The organism is Pontibacillus salicampi, assembly GCF_042434395.1.
GTDB lineage: Bacteria > Bacillota > Bacilli > Bacillales > BH030062 > Pontibacillus > Pontibacillus salicampi.
Genome location: NZ_JBHLTP010000013.1, coordinates 170,238 through 187,559 on the forward strand (window position 1 = coordinate 170,238; position 17,322 = coordinate 187,559).

At 42.1% G+C, this 17,322-nt stretch carries 15 protein-coding genes; 11 read left to right on the forward strand and 4 right to left on the reverse strand.

The features are described 5' to 3' along the window. Positions 1-162 precede the first annotated feature (162 nt). Positions 163-1,134: a phosphate acetyltransferase gene (gene pta, locus ACFFGV_RS16445; RefSeq protein WP_377350131.1), complete on the forward strand. Its 972-nt coding sequence runs from the start codon at positions 163-165 to the stop codon at positions 1,132-1,134. Between the two features lie 38 nt (positions 1,135-1,172). On the opposite strand, the gene lipL is transcribed toward pta, so the two are convergent. Further along, positions 1,173-2,015, reverse strand: a complete 843-nt coding sequence (gene lipL, locus ACFFGV_RS16450; RefSeq protein ID WP_377350133.1) for an octanoyl-[GcvH]:protein N-octanoyltransferase — start codon at positions 2,013-2,015, stop codon at positions 1,173-1,175. A gap of 582 nt (positions 2,016-2,597) precedes the next feature. Between lipL and ACFFGV_RS16455 the strand changes: the two genes are divergently transcribed. The 3 genes from ACFFGV_RS16455 to ACFFGV_RS16465 all read left to right on the forward strand — a co-directional run bounded on the left by ACFFGV_RS16455 (position 2,598) and on the right by ACFFGV_RS16465 (position 5,085). Continuing rightward, positions 2,598-3,893, forward strand: coding sequence for an HD domain-containing protein (locus ACFFGV_RS16455; RefSeq protein WP_377350136.1), 1,296 nt, complete (start codon positions 2,598-2,600; stop codon positions 3,891-3,893). A 13-nt stretch (positions 3,894-3,906) separates the two neighbouring features. Beyond that, on the forward strand, positions 3,907-4,413 hold the full coding sequence (locus tag ACFFGV_RS16460; RefSeq protein ID WP_377350138.1) for a YwgA family protein: 507 nt from the start codon (positions 3,907-3,909) through the stop codon (positions 4,411-4,413). A gap of 150 nt (positions 4,414-4,563) precedes the next feature. After that, positions 4,564-5,085, forward strand: coding sequence for a YwhD family protein (locus ACFFGV_RS16465; RefSeq protein ID WP_377350140.1), 522 nt, complete (start codon positions 4,564-4,566; stop codon positions 5,083-5,085). Between the two features lie 349 nt (positions 5,086-5,434). On the opposite strand, the gene ACFFGV_RS16470 is transcribed toward ACFFGV_RS16465, so the two are convergent. After that, entirely contained in the window at positions 5,435-7,504 is a 2,070-nt protein-coding gene (locus tag ACFFGV_RS16470) for a transglycosylase domain-containing protein (RefSeq protein WP_377350142.1), read from the reverse strand. Positions 7,505-7,742: 238 nt separating this feature from the next. Between ACFFGV_RS16470 and speE the strand changes: the two genes are divergently transcribed. The 7 genes from speE (at position 7,743) to ACFFGV_RS16505 (ending at position 14,857) form a co-directional block, all read left to right on the forward strand. After that, the gene (speE, locus tag ACFFGV_RS16475; protein ID WP_377350145.1) at positions 7,743-8,570 is read left to right on the forward strand and encodes a polyamine aminopropyltransferase; all 828 of its coding nucleotides are present in this window, start codon (positions 7,743-7,745) and stop codon (positions 8,568-8,570) included. Positions 8,571-8,581: 11 nt separating this feature from the next. Beyond that, the gene (gene speB, locus ACFFGV_RS16480) at positions 8,582-9,454 is read left to right on the forward strand and encodes an agmatinase (RefSeq protein ID WP_377350147.1); all 873 of its coding nucleotides are present in this window, start codon (positions 8,582-8,584) and stop codon (positions 9,452-9,454) included. 244 nt (positions 9,455-9,698) lie between these two features. Next, positions 9,699-10,739, forward strand: a complete 1,041-nt coding sequence (locus tag ACFFGV_RS16485; RefSeq protein WP_377350150.1) for an AimR family lysis-lysogeny pheromone receptor — start codon at positions 9,699-9,701, stop codon at positions 10,737-10,739. 22 nt (positions 10,740-10,761) lie between these two features. Then, positions 10,762-11,805, forward strand: coding sequence for an AimR family lysis-lysogeny pheromone receptor (locus ACFFGV_RS16490; protein ID WP_377350152.1), 1,044 nt, complete (start codon positions 10,762-10,764; stop codon positions 11,803-11,805). A gap of 338 nt (positions 11,806-12,143) precedes the next feature. Continuing rightward, positions 12,144-12,587 carry a YwiB family protein gene (locus ACFFGV_RS16495; RefSeq protein WP_377350155.1) on the forward strand — a complete coding sequence of 148 codons (444 nt, stop codon included), beginning with the start codon at positions 12,144-12,146 and terminating at the stop codon, positions 12,585-12,587. Then, positions 12,584-14,254, forward strand: coding sequence for an arginine--tRNA ligase (gene argS, locus ACFFGV_RS16500; protein WP_377350157.1), 1,671 nt, complete (start codon positions 12,584-12,586; stop codon positions 14,252-14,254). Before ACFFGV_RS16495 ends, argS begins: the two co-directional genes overlap by 4 nt. Before the next feature lie 423 nt (positions 14,255-14,677). After that, on the forward strand, positions 14,678-14,857 hold the full coding sequence (locus ACFFGV_RS16505; RefSeq protein WP_377350159.1) for a XapX domain-containing protein: 180 nt from the start codon (positions 14,678-14,680) through the stop codon (positions 14,855-14,857). Here ACFFGV_RS16505 and uvsE read toward each other — a convergent pair whose 3' ends face one another. After that, positions 14,858-15,811 (reverse strand): UV DNA damage repair endonuclease UvsE, encoded by a 954-nt coding sequence (gene uvsE, locus ACFFGV_RS16510; RefSeq protein WP_377350161.1) that lies wholly within the window; start codon positions 15,809-15,811, stop codon positions 14,858-14,860. A 126-nt stretch (positions 15,812-15,937) separates the two neighbouring features. Beyond that, on the reverse strand, positions 15,938-17,128 hold the full coding sequence (gene cls / locus ACFFGV_RS16515) for a cardiolipin synthase (protein ID WP_377350163.1): 1,191 nt from the start codon (positions 17,126-17,128) through the stop codon (positions 15,938-15,940). Positions 17,129-17,322: the final 194 nt, after the last annotated feature.

Below are 17,322 nucleotides of genomic sequence, written 5' to 3' on the forward strand. Positions count from 1 at the left end.
ATAAAGGCGGTTGAAGCACATAAAGGGAAAAACGACAATGTTGTGAAGGTTTCTGGTAAATGTGTGAAAATAAAGACATTTATTGTTCAAGGGGTCGAGGCTTTCATTTGAACACAAAACGTTTTATCATATATAACAGATATACTGATGGAGGGATAACATATGAGCAACCTGTTTGATTCACTACGCAGCAAATTAAGCGGTTCTAACAAGAGAGTAGTGCTTCCGGAAGGATTAGATGAGCGGATTTTAACAGCAGCATCCATGCTTTCTGAAGAAGGGTATATTACACCTGTACTAATCGGAAACAAAGATGAAATAAAACAGAAGGCAGCAGATTTAGACGTAAACATCGATGGTGCTGACATTTTAGATCCGGAGCAATACGAGGAATTTGATGCGATGGTAGCATCCTTTGTGGAACGTCGTAACGGAAAAGCGACAGAGGAAAAGGCTCGCGAAATGCTGAAAGACGGCAACTACTTTGGTACCATGCTCGTGTATATGGGTAAAGCAGAGGGCCTTGTTAGTGGAGCAGTACATTCCACAGCAGATACCGTTCGTCCAGCTCTGCAAATTATTAAAACGAAGCCAGGTATCAAGAAGACGTCTGGTATCTTTATCATGGTGCGCGATGAGGAGAAATATGCTTTTGCAGACTGTGCCATTAATATCTCTCCAGACAGCCAAGATCTAGCTGAGATTGCTCTAGCTAGTGCTGAAACGGCTCAGCTGTTTGATATTGATCCGCGAGTAGCTATGCTAAGCTTCTCAACGAAAGGTTCTGCTCAGTCTCCTGAAACCGAAAAAGTAACAGATGCAGTGAAGATTGCTAAGGAACAAAACCCAAACCTAGCTCTAGATGGAGAATTCCAATTCGATGCAGCCTTCGTTCCATCTGTAGCAGAGAAAAAAGCGCCAAACTCTGAGCTCAATGGAGATGCGAATGTATTTGTATTCCCAAGCCTTGAGGCAGGTAATATTGGCTACAAAATCGCTCAGCGAATGGGGAACTTCGATGCAGTAGGTCCGGTTCTACAAGGGCTGAACGCTCCTGTAAACGATCTATCACGTGGCTGTAGTGCGGATGATGTGTACAAGCTTGCATTAATCACAGCTGCTCAATCTTTATAATAGACACAAGCTATCACAGCTAAAAAAGCACTGGCACCTTAAACAAGGTGGTCCAGTGCTTTTTCATTACGTTGAACCATTTGGTCGAATCGCTTGTCAAACCATTCCATTTCCTGATCGGTCATTGGATCTGTGACAATGTGGCCGCTTAGCTCGTGAAGCTTATATAGCATGCGGTTTCGTATGTCCTGAACCGACAATTCCTTCTTCCATAATTCCTCTAGAGAGGCCATTGATTCCGGTACTATAGCAGGATAGGAGAAAGTTGTTTCTGCGTCCTTCTTTCCAATTTCATAGAATTGACGAAGCAGCTCTGCCCGTTCCTGTCCGCTTCCGTTGATACAAAGGTAAATTTGCACTGCAGTGCCATTTTTCACTCTGCGCTGTGAGATGCCGGCGAATTTTTTACCATCTATGCTTAGATCGTATGTGCCAGGGCAATAAGATCCAGTAATTTCAAATGCTTCAATAGGATATCCTTCTTCCTGAAAAAGGAGCTGGATAAATTCTACCATCGCATTGTACCCGTCATGAATGTCTACTTGTTTAGCGTCAGGGAAAATAAACGATAAATTCAGTACCCCATCGTCCAGAACGACGGCAAGTCCCCCTGAATTTCGGACAATGGTCTGATACCCCATCTCCTTTAGAAATTGTAATCCGTCCTCGATATATGGCAGGCGTGCATCCGGTATTCCTAACACAATAGTTTGATGATGGACCCATAATCGAGCAGTTGTAGGGGAATACCCTTGCCCCACGGACATAGCTAAAGCATCGTCTGTCGCAAACGACTGCAGGGCAGAGAACGTTGGACCAAGCTCACTCTGGTCGATAAAACGAAATGATGCTGGCTGTAATAATGAATGTATTTCTTGCATACTTTGGTTCTCCTTTTTTACCAAAACGTAAGGTTGTGTACTCTCTTGCTTTAAACGATTATCTGTCTGGTTCAGAGTGTGGCGCCGCTTTGGTTCTTCTTACAATAGATAGAATTCTAACGAATAAGTCCTATCTAAATAAAACGTGCGCATTCATTATACCAAAGGACTAAAAAAAAGTAAGATACAAAAGAGGTTAGGAGTAGAGCTGCTTTTCTACAATTCCTTCCTTTGTCTCTCTTTATACATCTTGAAAGATTGTATATTTCTCTGTACAATACCATTTAGCCTTATCGTGTAGTTCGTTTTGCAATAGAAGTGGAAGGGTAACATTTCAAAGTGCCGAACGGTTACCACATACCCAAAGGCGTTCGAGGGAACGAGTAAATATAATACATTACGACAAATCTAGAACAAAACCAATAAAAGAAATGAAGATACAATACCACCTTGTCTTCCCCAAGGTGTTTTTTACTGCTGTGAAACTTGGAAGACGTTGGTGATTACTATTTAAGCTTTGCACATTATCGTTTATAATAAGAAAAACTATACGACTCGAATTAGGAAGGGCAGTTATACAATATGGCGTACAAAGATGAGAAATTAAACGAGGAAAAGGTATTTAAGGACCCTGTTCATCGCTACGTTCATGTCCGGGACAGAGTGATTTGGGATTTAGTCGGCACACCGGAATTTCAAAGACTTCGTCGCGTCAGGCAGCTGGGGACCTCTTATTTAACCTTCCACGGGGCAGAGCACAGCAGATTCAATCATTCCTTAGGTGTGTATGAAATCGTTAGACGGATTATTGATAACTTCCAGAACCGGCCTCACTGGAACAGCGACGAACGACTACTATGTCTTGCTGCCGCACTGTTACATGATTTAGGGCATGGTCCTTTCTCCCACTCCTTTGAGAAGGTGTTTAAACTCGACCATGAGGATTATACCAGGGCTATTATTCTCGGTGACACGAAAGTGAATGAAATTCTTAGACATGTAGAAGCGGATTTTCCCCAACGAGTAGCCGACGTCATCAATAAAACGTACGAAAATAAGTTAGTCGTCAGCCTTATTTCCAGTCAAATAGATGCAGACAGAATGGATTACCTGCAACGAGATGCTTATTTTACCGGGGTAAGCTACGGTCACTTCGATATGGAGCGTATTCTTCGTGTGATGCGTCCTATGGAAGATCAGGTAGTGGTGAAGGAAAGCGGAATGCACGCCGTAGAGGACTACATCATGAGTCGATATCAAATGTATTGGCAAGTGTACTTCCACCCCGTAACGAGAAGTGCTGAAGTCATCCTTACGAAGATACTACATAGGGCCAAAGAGCTTTATGAAACAGGGTATGACTTTTTCCTTGCCCCTTACCATTTTGAAGCCTTTTTCAAAGGAGAAGTAGACCTTGACGCCTATTTGAAGCTCGATGAAGCAGTCACGCTGTACTATTTTCAAATATGGAAAGAGGAAGAAGATGCTATCTTAAGTGACCTTTGCACTCGTTTCATTGATCGTCATTTATTTAAATACGTTGAATTTAATCCAAACTTACAAATGAGTGAATGGATGGAATTGCATAAGCTTTTCCAAAAGGCAGGCATCAATCCAGACTATTATCTGGTCGTAGATTCCTCGTCTGACCTCCCGTATGATTTTTATCGTCCAGGAGAGGATGGAGAGCGTCTGCCCATACATTTATTGCAGCCAAATAATGAACTGCAAGAACTCTCTAGAAAATCAGAGATCGTCGAAGCTATTTCCGGCAAGAAACGGACAGATCACAAACTATATTTTCCTAAGGATTTAATAGAGGGCTTGTCCAACAGAAGTAAAACGAAGAAGCGGATTTTGGAAATATTGTACGGATAGGAGAGGAACCGTTTTGTTGAATGATCATGCTAAACTGGTGAAGTTTTTTTCGCAGTGTAATGAAGTTATCGGACGAAAGCGCTTGCAGAAAATGATATATATTTTAAAGAAAGCTGGATTTCCTTTTGAAGAACGGTATCAGTTTCATTTCTATGGCCCTTATTCAGAAGAGCTTACACTAAGAGTCGAGGAACTATGTAACCTTGGGTTTATCGAGGAAAAGTGGGAGAAGAAAAGTAACTATTATCAATACCGTTATACGTTAACCGATGGGGGCGAGGAATTCTTAACCCACTATCAGGATATGAAATTCCCAGTAATGACACGATTCATTGACCAAATGAATGGGCAAAGCTCCCGTTTTTTAGAGCTGGTTTCGACGATGCTCTATTTCGATGAGCTGACTCGAGATGAGATAGAAGAGAAAGTACAAGCCGTGAAAAGTAAACAAAATTACACCGCAGAAGAACTACAAGAAGCATGGACCTTTATTGACGGACTTAATCAACACGACGCATGATACGAAGCACTCCTACTGGCTAAGGAGTGCTTTTTTCGTAATACATAAGGAGAAGAAAAGGTGATAACCCAACTCCAAACGTGATAGGACAAGCAGGATTGTGTTAAAATAGGAAAAACAACTCGGGATAGGAAAAGGAGGAGCATTCTGATGGCTGAGAATGAATCCAATCAACCTAAAAAGAAAAATCAATTTACTATACTAAAGGATGATTCCACTGATGGACACGGGGGCTATGGCGCAGGCACAATCAGTCTCGAAAACATCTCCCCAGTATTCGTCTGCCCATCTGAGGGAACAGCAGAAGTGGACATGGGAGCGATGCACGCAAGAAGTCAGGTCGAGCGCAGAGTCAAATTTAAGGCCGATAAAAGCATCGTGCCGAACCCTACTCTATATTGGCTCGTATGGGTAACCGTAGACCGAAAAGATGATGGTCCGTTTTACGCCGGTGTAGCTGGCTGCGAAATGCTTGTCGATAAAGAAAATCGCCGGGGCTATAAATCCATGCCAGAGCACGTGAACAACATGGATAAGTCCATGAAAGGAAAAGTCATCGTCGAGCAAATGGACGACGAATCCAAGCGCCTGCTACGAGAATTCCTGCAAAATCATAGCGAAGAAATGTGGAATAACTCCTCTGATGAATTAAAAGAGGCATTGAACGTCTAACGTAGCAAAGCTACCCATTTCGGGTAGCTTTTTTGGATTGGAGGGCGGATGCGTTGTTGTTATACCGCTGTGCGCGAGCTGCTGGATCCGCCATGCTAGAGCTCAAATCGATTAAGTCTGAACAATATGCCGTCATGTCCCAATCAGCCAGGCAAATACGCACTTTCCTCTTAAAGGCAAGAGAAAGTTCATTTTTTTGACATAATTGTGACTGAATTTTGAATAAACTATGAAATTCTTGAGGTTTTTGCTGGAAATTTGTAAAATATGAAGCACATGGGATATTCACATGTTTACTAGGACACAGAAAAAGGTCGGTACCCACACAGTTCCGACCTTTTTCTAATGGTTAAAACATTATATCCAACCAGTTTCGGTTTTTGCTTTTATTACGTTGCTTGTCGATACTCTCTAAATCTTGCTTATTGCCATGGTCGTCGATTGGGAGGTGGAGCTCACAGTATGTTGTAGGCTCTGACCCTTCCTCAAAATAAGCCAGGCGCTGGTGGGCGCAATACGGTGTGGCTAGTTGGCCGCTGTCTGGATCGATGTAGACACCTGTTACCCCATCTGGTGGCGAAAAGGCGTGAAAGGTGCTTTCAGCGTGAGCCTCCTCCATAAATTCTGCCCATATATCTTTAGCAAATTGATGCTCCTTCACTTTTTCTATCGCTTTATTTTCGTCATATCCTGTCCAAATCCCCGTGACAATATCGGTGCTATAGCCGATCATCCAGCTATCTGTTTTGGTTGTTCCAGATTTACCGGCAAATGGGCGTGTTAGCTCATCAGCAATAGAGGCGCCAGTAACCTGCATGTAGTCATTGAGGGAGCTGTCGAACATCCCTGTCATTAGGTTAGCCATTACGAAAGCATGCTGCTCATCTAATATTTGCTCCTCGGTAGGCTTGTGCTCATAGATGGTTTTGCCTCGCCGGTCTGTAATTTTCTCGATTACATGGGGCTCTATTTTTTTACCTCCATTGGCGAATAAACTGTATGCTCCTACCATTTCCTCCACGGAAACGGATGCTGTGCCTAGGGCCAGTGATGGAACAGCTGGGAGCTTACTCGTAATCCCCATTTTATTAGCCGTTTCTACTAACACATCTTCGCCAAGAAACACATTCGTCTTTACTGCGTACACGTTATCGGATAATGCAATAGCTTGCGCTAATGTAATGGGCTCATATGCGTAATAGCCATTATAATTACTAGGCTCATACACAGTTCCGTCCTCAAGCTCAAAGTAGGTTGGCTTACTCATGAGTGTCGTTGCCGGAGTGTAACCGCTTTCTAATGCAGCATAGTACAAAAAGGGCTTAAAGGTTGAGCCCGGCATTCGTTTAGCCTGCACTGCGCGGTTATACGAGCTCTTCTGATAATCTCTCCCGCCAACTACAGCTAGCACTTCGCCGGTTTGTGGGTCCATGCTTAATGCACCAACTTGCATATCACTCGTACTTGGCATGTTCACTTGGACATTTTTCTCCAGAGCCTTCTGCATTTCCTGATCAAGGCTTGTGTGGATATGATAGCCACTCGTTTTTACACTATCGGCATCTATATCTAATAGGCGGCTTGCTTCTTGTACGACCATGTCTTGAAAATAGGGGGCAAATCGTTCCTCCACCTTTTCCACCTGGCGAACGAGGTTAATGCTTTCTGATACAGCAGATTGAAGCTCCTGCTCCGTAATAGCATCCTGTTTATACATGGTTTTTAATATCAATTCCTGACGTTCCTTGGCGTTCTCGAAGTTTGTGTAAGGTGAGTAATAGGAGGGTCCTTTTGGAATAGCAGCGAGTAACGCGCCTTCTCCTAAAGTGAGCTCGGCGGCATTTTTATCAAAGTAATATTTGCTGGCGGCTTCAATTCCATAGGCTCCATGCCCGTAATAAATAGTATTTAAATAGCCTGCTAGTATTTCATCCTTGTTATAGAACATTTCCAGGCGGAGCGCATATAGCGCTTCCTTTATTTTTCTCGTCCATGTTTTTTCGTGAGAGAGATATAGGTTCCTCGCATACTGCTGTGTAATGGTGCTGGCTCCTTGTGACTTCGAGAGCTGTTTTATATCATGAATCGCTGCAGCCATAATTCGCTTCGGGTCAAATCCAAAGTGCTGATAGAAGCGTCGGTCCTCTGTTAGCAGGGTAGCTTGAATAAAAGCTTCATTCATTTCATCTAGTTGAATCCAGTAGCGATTTTCCCCACCGTGTTCTACTCCGACCACCTGATCCTCTCTGTCATATACTAGGGTGTTCTGCTCATTTTGCAGAGGAGGAGCACCGGCGATAAAACAATAGAGTAAAAGGATGAAGACGCTGCATACGACCAACGCTATCATAATGACTGTGCTAAAGCCCGTCCATTTTAATATAGGTCTATACCGTAATGAAGTAAGAAACTGATTCACGTGGTGCCACCTCCCCGATACGATTCTAGTCTTTTGTTCTAGTATGGCTCGAATCTCTGCTTTTTATAACCATGGCCTGCTAAGTTTATAAAAGAGGGAGGCTAACCTCTTCAAAAAGGCTTGATTTTTTTCTGGAATTCTCTATAATTTGATTGTTTGAAAGAATGACGAGAGTGTTAAGATAAAACTAATGCAATCGATTTACATATGAGCTAAATTCAGGAAGGGGTAGGAATAGATGGAACTTTGGTACACAGAAAAACAGACAGATGCATTTGGTATTACAGCAAAGGTGAAGCAGACTCACCATACAGAGCAAACAGAGTATCAGCGGCTTGACATGCTGGAAACAGAAGAATGGGGGAACATGCTGACGCTGGATGGAATGGTTATGACGACGGAGAGAGATGAATTTGTTTACCATGAAATGGTGGCGCATGTTCCGCTTTTTACTCATCCTAATCCAACAAAGGTTCTAGTAGTTGGCGGTGGAGACGGCGGAGTTATTCGCGAGGTCTTGAAGCACCCAAGCGTAGAGACAGCCACGCTTGTAGAGATAGATGGAAAGGTAATAGAATTCTCAAAGCAATACCTTCCTTCCATTGCAGGAGATTTAGAGGATGAGCGTGTGACGGTTGAGGTTGGAGATGGATTTATGCATATTGCGGAAAGTGAAGCTGTCTATGACGTTATTATGGTAGATTCCACAGAGCCGGTAGGACCAGCAGTGAATCTATTTACGAAAGGGTTCTACGCTGGTATATCCAATGCTTTGAAGGAGGACGGCATTTTTGTTGCTCAGACGGATAACCCATGGTTTAAGGCTGATTTAATTCAGCAAGTGTTTCATGATGTGAAAGAAATATTCCCTATTACCCGTTTATACACAGCAAACATCCCAACCTATCCTAGTGGATTGTGGACATTTACGATTGGCAGTAAGCGTCATGATCCTCTTGAGGTAAGCGACCAGCGTTTTCATGAGATAGATACGAAATACTATACGAAAGAGCTCCATAAAGCCTCTTTTGTATTACCAAAGTTTGTTAGAGATTTAACTGAATAAGGGGGAAGAGGATGCGCTTTGATGAAGCCTATTCTGGCAAAGTATTTATCATGAGTCGTGAGGACGCACAGGAAAGTCAGGTCATTCTATATGGAATGCCAATGGACTGGACGGTCAGCTTTAGACCAGGTTCACGGTTTGGTCCTAATCGGATACGAGAAGCCTCGCTTGGGCTCGAGGAATATAGCCCATATTTAGATAAGCATTTGGAAGAGGTTACGTATTTTGATGCTGGAGATATTCCACTTCCTTTTGGAAATCCTGCACGCAGTATTGATATGATTGAAGAGTATGTGGGGCAAGTATTAGAAAAAGGAAAATTCCCATTAGGAATGGGAGGAGAGCATCTTGTAACATGGCCGATAATGAAAGCCATTCATCGTCATTATAATGATGTAGCCTTCCTCCATATCGACGCTCACGCTGATTTGCGGGAGGAATACGAAGGGGAGCCTTTGTCTCATTCCACTCCCGTACGAAAAATCTGTGATTTAATTGGGCCAGAAAATGTGTATTCCTTCGGTATTCGTTCCGGGATGCGCGAGGAATTTCAGTACGCCGATACAAGCGGGATGCATATGTTTAAATATGAGGTTCTGGAACCATTAAGGAAGGTGTTGCCTGAACTCGCTGGACGTAATGTGTATATTACTATCGATATTGATGTACTCGACCCTGCCTATGCTCCAGGAACAGGGACAGCGGAAGCAGGAGGCATAAGCTCGAAGGAATTGCTTGCTGCTATTCATGCCATAGCTCACTCTGATCTACATGTCATTGGAGCGGACCTAGTGGAAGTGGCCCCTGCCTATGATCCCACAGAGCAAACCCAGATTGCCGCAAGTAAATTCATCCGAGAAATACTTCTTGGGTGGGTAGATTAAATACCATGGGAGAGCCCTTGTGAATTGGTCAGGATTACCAGCCATTTCAGAAGGGTTTTTTAAGTAAAATAGAACTTAAGAACTGATTCTATGGAACCACTAAAGAAAATAGTAATAACGAAACTTGTGGAAATGTATGAATTATGTCATATTTTTAGTATTCGTTTTTTTCTGTTTATTTCTGTCAATCGACGAACTGGTAGAAGAGTTGAGGAAGATACAAGAAAAGGGTGATCAAGCACTCATGAGTAAAGAACTGAATACAGTCTTGAAGCCTTTACTGCAATCTGGAGAAGAACCTTCCCTATTTACGTTATACCAAGCTCTTCAAATAGAGTATGAAATGGGAAGAGTACTTTCTCTCGTTAAGGAATACTGTTTGCAAACGGTATCAGAGCATAATAAGATTGTAGGAATGGAATTTCTGTATATGAACGATTTTCTGAAGGAATTAGAACAAGCTATTGAGGATAATCTTCAATCACAGCAGTCGTCAAATCAAAATTGGGCAAAAGTATATGACCTTATTCTAAAAAGAAGGCGACAGCAAATCGACCCTTTCGAAATCTTAAAAAGGCTTCGTAAAATAAAGACAGAGGATAATGCGTTGCTCACTATGATCTCGTTCATGAAGATTTACGTCCATTTAGATTTAACCCAATATAATGAAGTCGGGAACTATATAGATGATATTACAGAAGGGATGGAGGCTTTCGAAGACCCCCTCTTCAAGAAGTATTATCAGGAGCGGCTGGATGATTTCTGGATGTTCTATTATTTGTTTCGAAATGAATTAATTCTATGTCGAAAGCATGGGTTTCGTTTGTTGAATCAATCAAAAAACCCCTATAAACTAAGTACGACTCATATCGTTATTGGACATTCCTACGCAAGGGAAAACTATGAGCAATCTATTTATCATTTTTATAGAGCTAAAGACTTGGCGGTTACGTTTAATCAACAAATGGCTAAGCAAATTATAAACCAAAACATTCCTTTTGTTAGTGCGTTAAATGGAATCTATGAAGGAATCACTACAGATGACGAGGCAGAGCAGGCTCATCTGGCTATTGCAGCAGGCAGAGCGGATGAAGCAATTAAAACGTTAGAAGGATTCACCAACAGAACCCCTTTTCAGGAATATTATTTAGGGAAAGCCAAACAAAGTGAATTTCACTTAAAGCTAGCGTATAGACAGTTTAAGCAATCAGGAAATTTCTTTATTGCGAAACTGCCGTTGTTAGAGCTGGAGCGTTTGAAGGAGAAGGGAGCAGCAAGTTTTTAAGCAAGGGGTTGAAGAAAGAAGCATGAAGTCACGTGATACCAATGAACACCGTTTCTTTTGGGACGAAGATACGACCTGTCAGTCACTCTTTAGGATAGAAACAGAGCTATTGGAACATCACCCAAACTACGTGGTAAGAGAGAAAATGAAGGATTACCTGTTAGCCTCTTCCATACATTGTGAGATGCGATATGGGCTGGAGTATTTATATTTAAACGGCTACTTTCACGAGCTATCCGAGCTTATTGAGAAAAACCGAACTGTTTCAAGCGAGCTAAACGAGCAATGGGCTGACGTGTATGATCTATTATTGTTTCGATATAGAACAGCACCAGATCCCCATTACTTTTTAAAGCAAGTAGATAGGATTGAACCTCTAGAAGAGGATATGGCTCAATTAAAAACGATGATGGTCATATACGGAAATGCAACATTGAGAAGGTATCACTACTTAGGGTTATATGTAGAGCAGCTTCGTACGTATATCCAACGGATGAATAATCCATTTTTGAAACGGTTATTTCAGTTTCGATTAGACGAAATCTTGTTCAATTATCATTGGAAGCGAAACGAAGTAATCCTAGCACGTAAGCATGCCTATAAGCTCATATACCATTCCCAAAATACTTACAAGATGGCTATCTTTCACAATGTATTAGCCTATACATATATATTTGAAAGCTATGATCAAGCCATGCATCATGCTCACCAGGCACTGGCCAATGCGGAATATGCTATGTTTGATAATATTCACAAGATAGTCACGCACAATACTATTCCATTTATAGCGAGCGTGTTTGAGAAACCAAATGGCATCACAACAGAGGATGAAGGAGAACAAATCCATCTGATGATAGCCAGAGGTGAGACAGTAGAAGCTAGTAGAAGACTTAGAGAAATGTCCTCCTTAAGTCCATTTAAGCAATACTATTTAGGCAAAGCAGAGCAGAACGCAGATATGCTGCTGACCTCCTATCAACGGTTGATACAGGAGCAGAGTGATTACTTCTTTGCCAGACTTCCTCTTTTAGAGCTCGAGAAAATAAGGTCTGCACAGGTAAATTGACTGTTAAGATACAAAGAGGATGCGCATAGCATCCTTCCAGTCTGTCGAAAAAGTATGGAAGGCGGTTCTGTTACAAATATAGTGATCCGCGGGGCGGAAAATAGCTCGCTTTCCGCGGCAGACGCCGAGCTTGCTCGCTACACATAGAAGAACCGACGGGACTTTCTCGACACCGTGAGAGGATGCGCATAGCATCCTTCTTTTTTTGTTTAAGACAGGTAAAACCATCATTTACATACGAGCTATTCCGTCGCATCTATTGTGTTTTTGTCTTGGAATTTTTATAATGGTAAAGTTAAGAACATGTACGTGTATAAATAAAAGAGGTGACACTCACTTTGTCTGAAGAAAGAATTCCCATTCAAGTTAAGCTCATAACAGAAATACGAGATAAAGATAACAAGCAGGAAATTGTAGTGGAGGAGCCAGGCGATTATATCCAAAAAGGAGACGCCTATGTACTCCGGTTTACAGAGCATCATGAGCAAGAGCAATCGATTGATAATCTGGTCACTATCCGACCAGGTAAAGTCATCGTTCGCCGTACCGGGCCGGTTCGTATGCATCAGGTCTTTGAGGACAAAAAGATGACAGAAAATATCTATCATCATCCGTATGGTACATTTCATATGCAAACCACAACCCGTTCTATCGATCACAAGGAAGCAGACGATCATCTCAACGGGAGTTTAACGATACAATATGACTTGGAAATGAACGGCCAAGAAAAGCAGCGACACCAATTATCATTACAATACAAAGAGGAGGAAAGCCGCGTATGAACATAGTGGAACAAACGGAGCAAAAGTTAAAGGATGAAATTATACAGGCAGTCATAAAGGCAGAGTTAGCAACAGAAAGTGAACTTCCCCCAGTAATTTTGGAGCAGCCCAAGGATAAGAATCATGGCGACTATGCCACTAACATGGCGATGCAATTAGCAAAGGTAGCTCGTAAAGCACCTCGTCAAATTGCAGAGGACATTGTAGCCCATTTTGATACGTCCAAAGCTTCTATTGAAAAGATGGAAATAGCGGGGCCTGGGTTTATTAATTTCTTCATGAACAATCAATACCTAGGTGCTCTTGTTCCAACCATCTTAAAAGCGGGAGAGCAGTATGGCACAAGTCTTTATGGCAATGGACATAAGGTGCAGGTAGAGTTTGTTTCAGCTAACCCTACTGGTGATTTACACCTCGGTCATGCCCGTGGCGCTTCTGTTGGAGATGCTATGTGTAACATTATGGAGAAAGCGGGCTATAACGTAAGTCGTGAGTATTATATTAATGATGCTGGTAATCAAATAAATAATCTTGCCTACTCTGTAGAGGCTCGTTATATGCAAGCATTGGGGGAAGACTTCCCGATGCCAGAGGATGGTTATCATGGGAAAGATTTGATTGAAATTGGACAAACCCTTGCTGAAGAACACGGGGACGAATGGAAGCACAAAAATCGTGACGAACGTCTTGCCTTCTTCCGAGAATATGGTTTGACCTATGAATTGAAAAAAATCGAAAACGACTTGGCAGAATACCGCGTACCATTTAATTCCTGGTTCTCTGAAACGTCTCTCTATCAAGAAGAGAAAGTTCAGCTGGCAGTAGATACCTTAAAGGAAAAAGGCTATGTATATGAAGAGGATGGAGCAACCTGGTTCCGTACAACAGATTTTGGGGATGACAAGGACCGTGTTCTTATTAAAAACGATGGCTCCTACACCTATCTGACACCAGATATTGCGTACCATCAAAACAAACTAGAACGTGGCTTTGAAACATTGATTAACATATGGGGAGCTGACCACCATGGATACATTCCTCGGATGAAGGCTGCAATTCAAGCGCTAGGATATGATGAAAAAACGCTAGAGACCGAGATTATTCAAATGGTTAACCTGTTCCAGGACGGCGAAAAGGTGAAAATGAGTAAGCGTACCGGTAAGGCTGTGACGCTTAAAGAATTGATGGAGGAAGTAGGCGTAGATGCAATGCGTTACTTCTTTGTAATGCGCTCCAGTGATTCTCACCTTGATTTCGATATGGATCTTGCAAAATCTGAATCCAATGACAATCCAGTCTTCTATGTACAATATGCACATGCACGTATTTGCAGCATGCTGCGTCAAGCAAAGGAAAAAGGATTTGAATTCACAGAAGATATAGACCATAGTCTGCTGAATTCTGAAAAAGAAGAACAGCTATTAAAGCGTCTCGGCGATTTCCCACAAATTGTTGCCGATGCTGCCGAAAAACGCACGCCACACCGTGTAACCCAATACGTATTCGACCTGGCTTCTGACCTGCATAGCTTTTATAATGCAGAGAAGGTGCTGGATGATAGCCAGGTAGAGCGAACACAAGCACGTATGGCGCTTATGGAAGCAACACGCCAAACAATCGAAAACGCTCTAAAACTAATTGGAGTATCCGCTCCAGAAAGAATGTAATAGCAACATGCGCTAGTCGTCATATAGCTTGCAGAGGAACCCTGTTCTCTGCAAGCTTTTTTTCTTCGACCCAACAGTCTTTTCACTCCTTTACGCTAGAAAAAGAGCAGCTCACCAGCATTTATGGGCGAATTTTAAAATATATGAGCGAATTTGCGAAAATATGGGCGCTTTTTCATATTTATGTGCGGATTTTATAATATATGGGCGAATTTCGAAAAATATGAGCGCTTACCAATATTTATAAGCGCCCCATGAAAAAGCTCCCACTCCTTCCAGCGGAAAGGATATGGAAGCACTACACTCTGAGTCACCTCGTGTTTCTGAAATAGTCCTCTTTTCATCTCTCAGTATAGGACGAAGCATTTAGCGGGAAAATAGGATCGTCCTGTTGAATATATGTAAGGTAGAGGAGGGTGTTTCGTGAAAACAGTTATTATCTCATTATTAACAGGCTTTATAGTTGGTTTTGTGTTTGCCTTGTTGAAGCTGCCGATTCCTGCACCTCCAGCATTAGCGGGAGTGATGGGGATTGTAGGTATTTATGCTGGATTTAAAGTGTATGAGTGGGTATCTCCCATGTTGTCGACACTATTTAAATAACTAAAATTCAATTTCCCCACCAGATATTCGCTTTACACCGCGGATAGAGGCTAATTCCTCTACGAGCTGTAGGAGAGCTATGTCTTTATCCTTTGCCTCAATCATCACATCTAGCGTATCGGTTACCTGTTTACAAGCCTTTAAAAAAGGGAGGGCAAACTGTGCATCCACACGCCTTGCATGACTTCTATACTCTTTTTCATTTTTAGGAGAAGAGACATGGACCTTGGGAGGATACCCTGTAGGATGCCATGTTTTGAACATACGCTCCAGCATGTGCTCGTAGTCTGCTTCACTCGGATTTGCTTGTTCATGATGATAATCAAACATTAAGGGGATATGTGCTTTTTCGGCAGCTTCCAGTGTTTCTTCCCCCGTGTATGTTTTATCATCATTTTCAATCGTCATTCTTGAGCGTACGTGTTCTGGTATTTCGGTAATCTGGTTATGGAATCGTTGCACCGCTTTATTTTTGTCCCCATAAGCACCACCGATGTGTATGTTGATAAAGCCTTCTTGCTCTAACCCCATCGCTTCTAGCATTCGGTAATGGTATTCCATATCTCGTACGGCATTTTGTGTTACCTGTGGTCTATCGCTTGTAAATACGGTGAACTGGTTAGGGTGAAAGCTGATTCGCAGGCCACCTGCCTTCACGATCTCCCCAATTTCCTTCCACTGCTCCTTGAAGGGTGTAACAAAGTCCCATAATACTTCTGGATGGGTAGCTAAAGGTACAAGGGAGGAGGAAAAACGGTAAAGTGGAATCTCAGCAGCACGATTAAACCAGAGAGCTCGTTTTGTATTATACAGGTTAGTCCGAGTAACCTGATGTAATTTCTCCCATCTTTCTTCCTCTGACAACTGACCAAATCGCTTAAACGTTAAAGTCCTGGCTGGTACAGCCTCATAAAGCGATAGAGTATGGGAAACATATCCAAAGCGGATCCTCACAATAAACATCTCCTCTTTGCTGAAAATCTATGGTTTCTTCTTACCTTCTAAGCTCTTTCTAAGACCAATGATGAATGGTTGAATTTAACCCACAAAAGGAGTATTTTTCTTAACGGACCTTGAGCTTTATAAAAATGGGCGTAGAAGGTAGGCGATTCCGATGCGGATCTTAGTTCCAAAATTCAAAAGCTGTCGGTAGTGTGCGTTGAATTTCTGGCTATCTTGCATGTCTCGTAAAAATGCCAGTCGTAAATCAACTACAAACCGATTATTATAAATAAGCGTATTCACTTCCTTATTTAAAAACAGACTTCTCCGGTCAAAATTTGCAGTTCCTATATCGCACAACTTTTCATCAATAATGAGCACCTTTGCATGATAGAAGCCTAAATCAAACATATACACCTCACCTCCGGCACTCGTCAGTCTGGATAAGTAGGGGAGACCAGCCTCCTTAACGAACGGATGGTCTGATTTCATCGGCACAATCACTTTTATGTCAACACCACGCTGCCTAGCTCTCAGCAGTGATTGAAATAACCGCTCGCTCGGAATGAAATAAGGAGTACCAATGAAAATCTCTTTCCTTGCTTCTTCTATCATAGAAATAAACACATCTTCCAGCTGACCTCCATCGGTTGCTACTATCTCAATGTCCTTGTTTCCACTTTTATTAGGAACTAATATATCGCCATTTTCTTCTCCTGTCGAAAGGAACCAATCATCAAGAAAGGTTTCCTGCAGGTCTTGAACAATATTCCCTTCAAGGCGTAAATGGTAGTCCCGCCAATTGCCGAGCCTTGTGTCCCTTCCAAGGTATTCTTTCCCTACATTAAACCCGCCAACATAGCCAACCTCTCCGTCAATAACTGCTATTTTTCGATGGTTTCTCCTTTGCAGATTATAGAACAGGTATGGAAACCCTGGCTTCGCCATATAAGCGAATTGTATCCCTGAAGCTTCAAGCTCCTTCCTTATCTTCGATCCCACTTGATGACTGCCAACGCGATCGAGCTGGAGGCGAATGGATACGCCTTCTTTTGCTTTATCTTTTAAAAGGGATAGAAACTCATTACTTATTTCATCCCTTTTTACGATGAAAAACATAATGTCAATCCGTTTCTTAGCCGCTCTTAGGTCTTGGAAGAAGGCGGTGAAAAATGGATCTCCGATAGTGTATAGAGTATAATCGCCTGATTTCTTTGAGAACTCCAACCAACGCAGATTCCGCTTGTGCTCCTTTTTTCCAAGGCTGTAGTCTAAGGAAAGAAGCAGCGGGATGAGGACGATAATAATAATAATAGCTATTGTTAACATAGGAGGCTCCTTCCTCAGGACAGTTGTTCCTTAAAAGCTTGTGTAAGGCTTAGGTTCGACACAAATCTGTTCAACATCCTTACTAGCCTTCCCTGAAATATACAAAATTCAACATAAAAATAAGCAATAACATGTTGACTGAATGTTCATTCAGTTTTATTATAAAGATATAGATGTCAGAAAATTTTTGTTGT

What these genes read in the sequence shown, in the direction of transcription:
- pta (WP_377350131.1), top strand. Translation starts at nt 163, where the DNA reads ATGAGCAACCTGTTTGATTCACTACGCAGCAAATTAAGCGGTTCTAAC.
- lipL (WP_377350133.1), bottom strand. Translation starts at nt 2,015, where the DNA reads ATGCAAGAAATACATTCATTATTACAGCCAGCATCATTTCGTTTTATC.
- ACFFGV_RS16455 (WP_377350136.1), top strand. Translation starts at nt 2,598, where the DNA reads ATGGCGTACAAAGATGAGAAATTAAACGAGGAAAAGGTATTTAAGGAC.
- ACFFGV_RS16465 (WP_377350140.1), top strand. Translation starts at nt 4,564, where the DNA reads ATGGCTGAGAATGAATCCAATCAACCTAAAAAGAAAAATCAATTTACT.
- speE (WP_377350145.1), top strand. Translation starts at nt 7,743, where the DNA reads ATGGAACTTTGGTACACAGAAAAACAGACAGATGCATTTGGTATTACA.
- speB (WP_377350147.1), top strand. Translation starts at nt 8,582, where the DNA reads ATGCGCTTTGATGAAGCCTATTCTGGCAAAGTATTTATCATGAGTCGT.
- ACFFGV_RS16485 (WP_377350150.1), top strand. Translation starts at nt 9,699, where the DNA reads ATGAGTAAAGAACTGAATACAGTCTTGAAGCCTTTACTGCAATCTGGA.
- ACFFGV_RS16490 (WP_377350152.1), top strand. Translation starts at nt 10,762, where the DNA reads ATGAAGTCACGTGATACCAATGAACACCGTTTCTTTTGGGACGAAGAT.
- argS (WP_377350157.1), top strand. Translation starts at nt 12,584, where the DNA reads ATGAACATAGTGGAACAAACGGAGCAAAAGTTAAAGGATGAAATTATA.
- cls (WP_377350163.1), bottom strand. Translation starts at nt 17,128, where the DNA reads ATGTTAACAATAGCTATTATTATTATTATCGTCCTCATCCCGCTGCTT.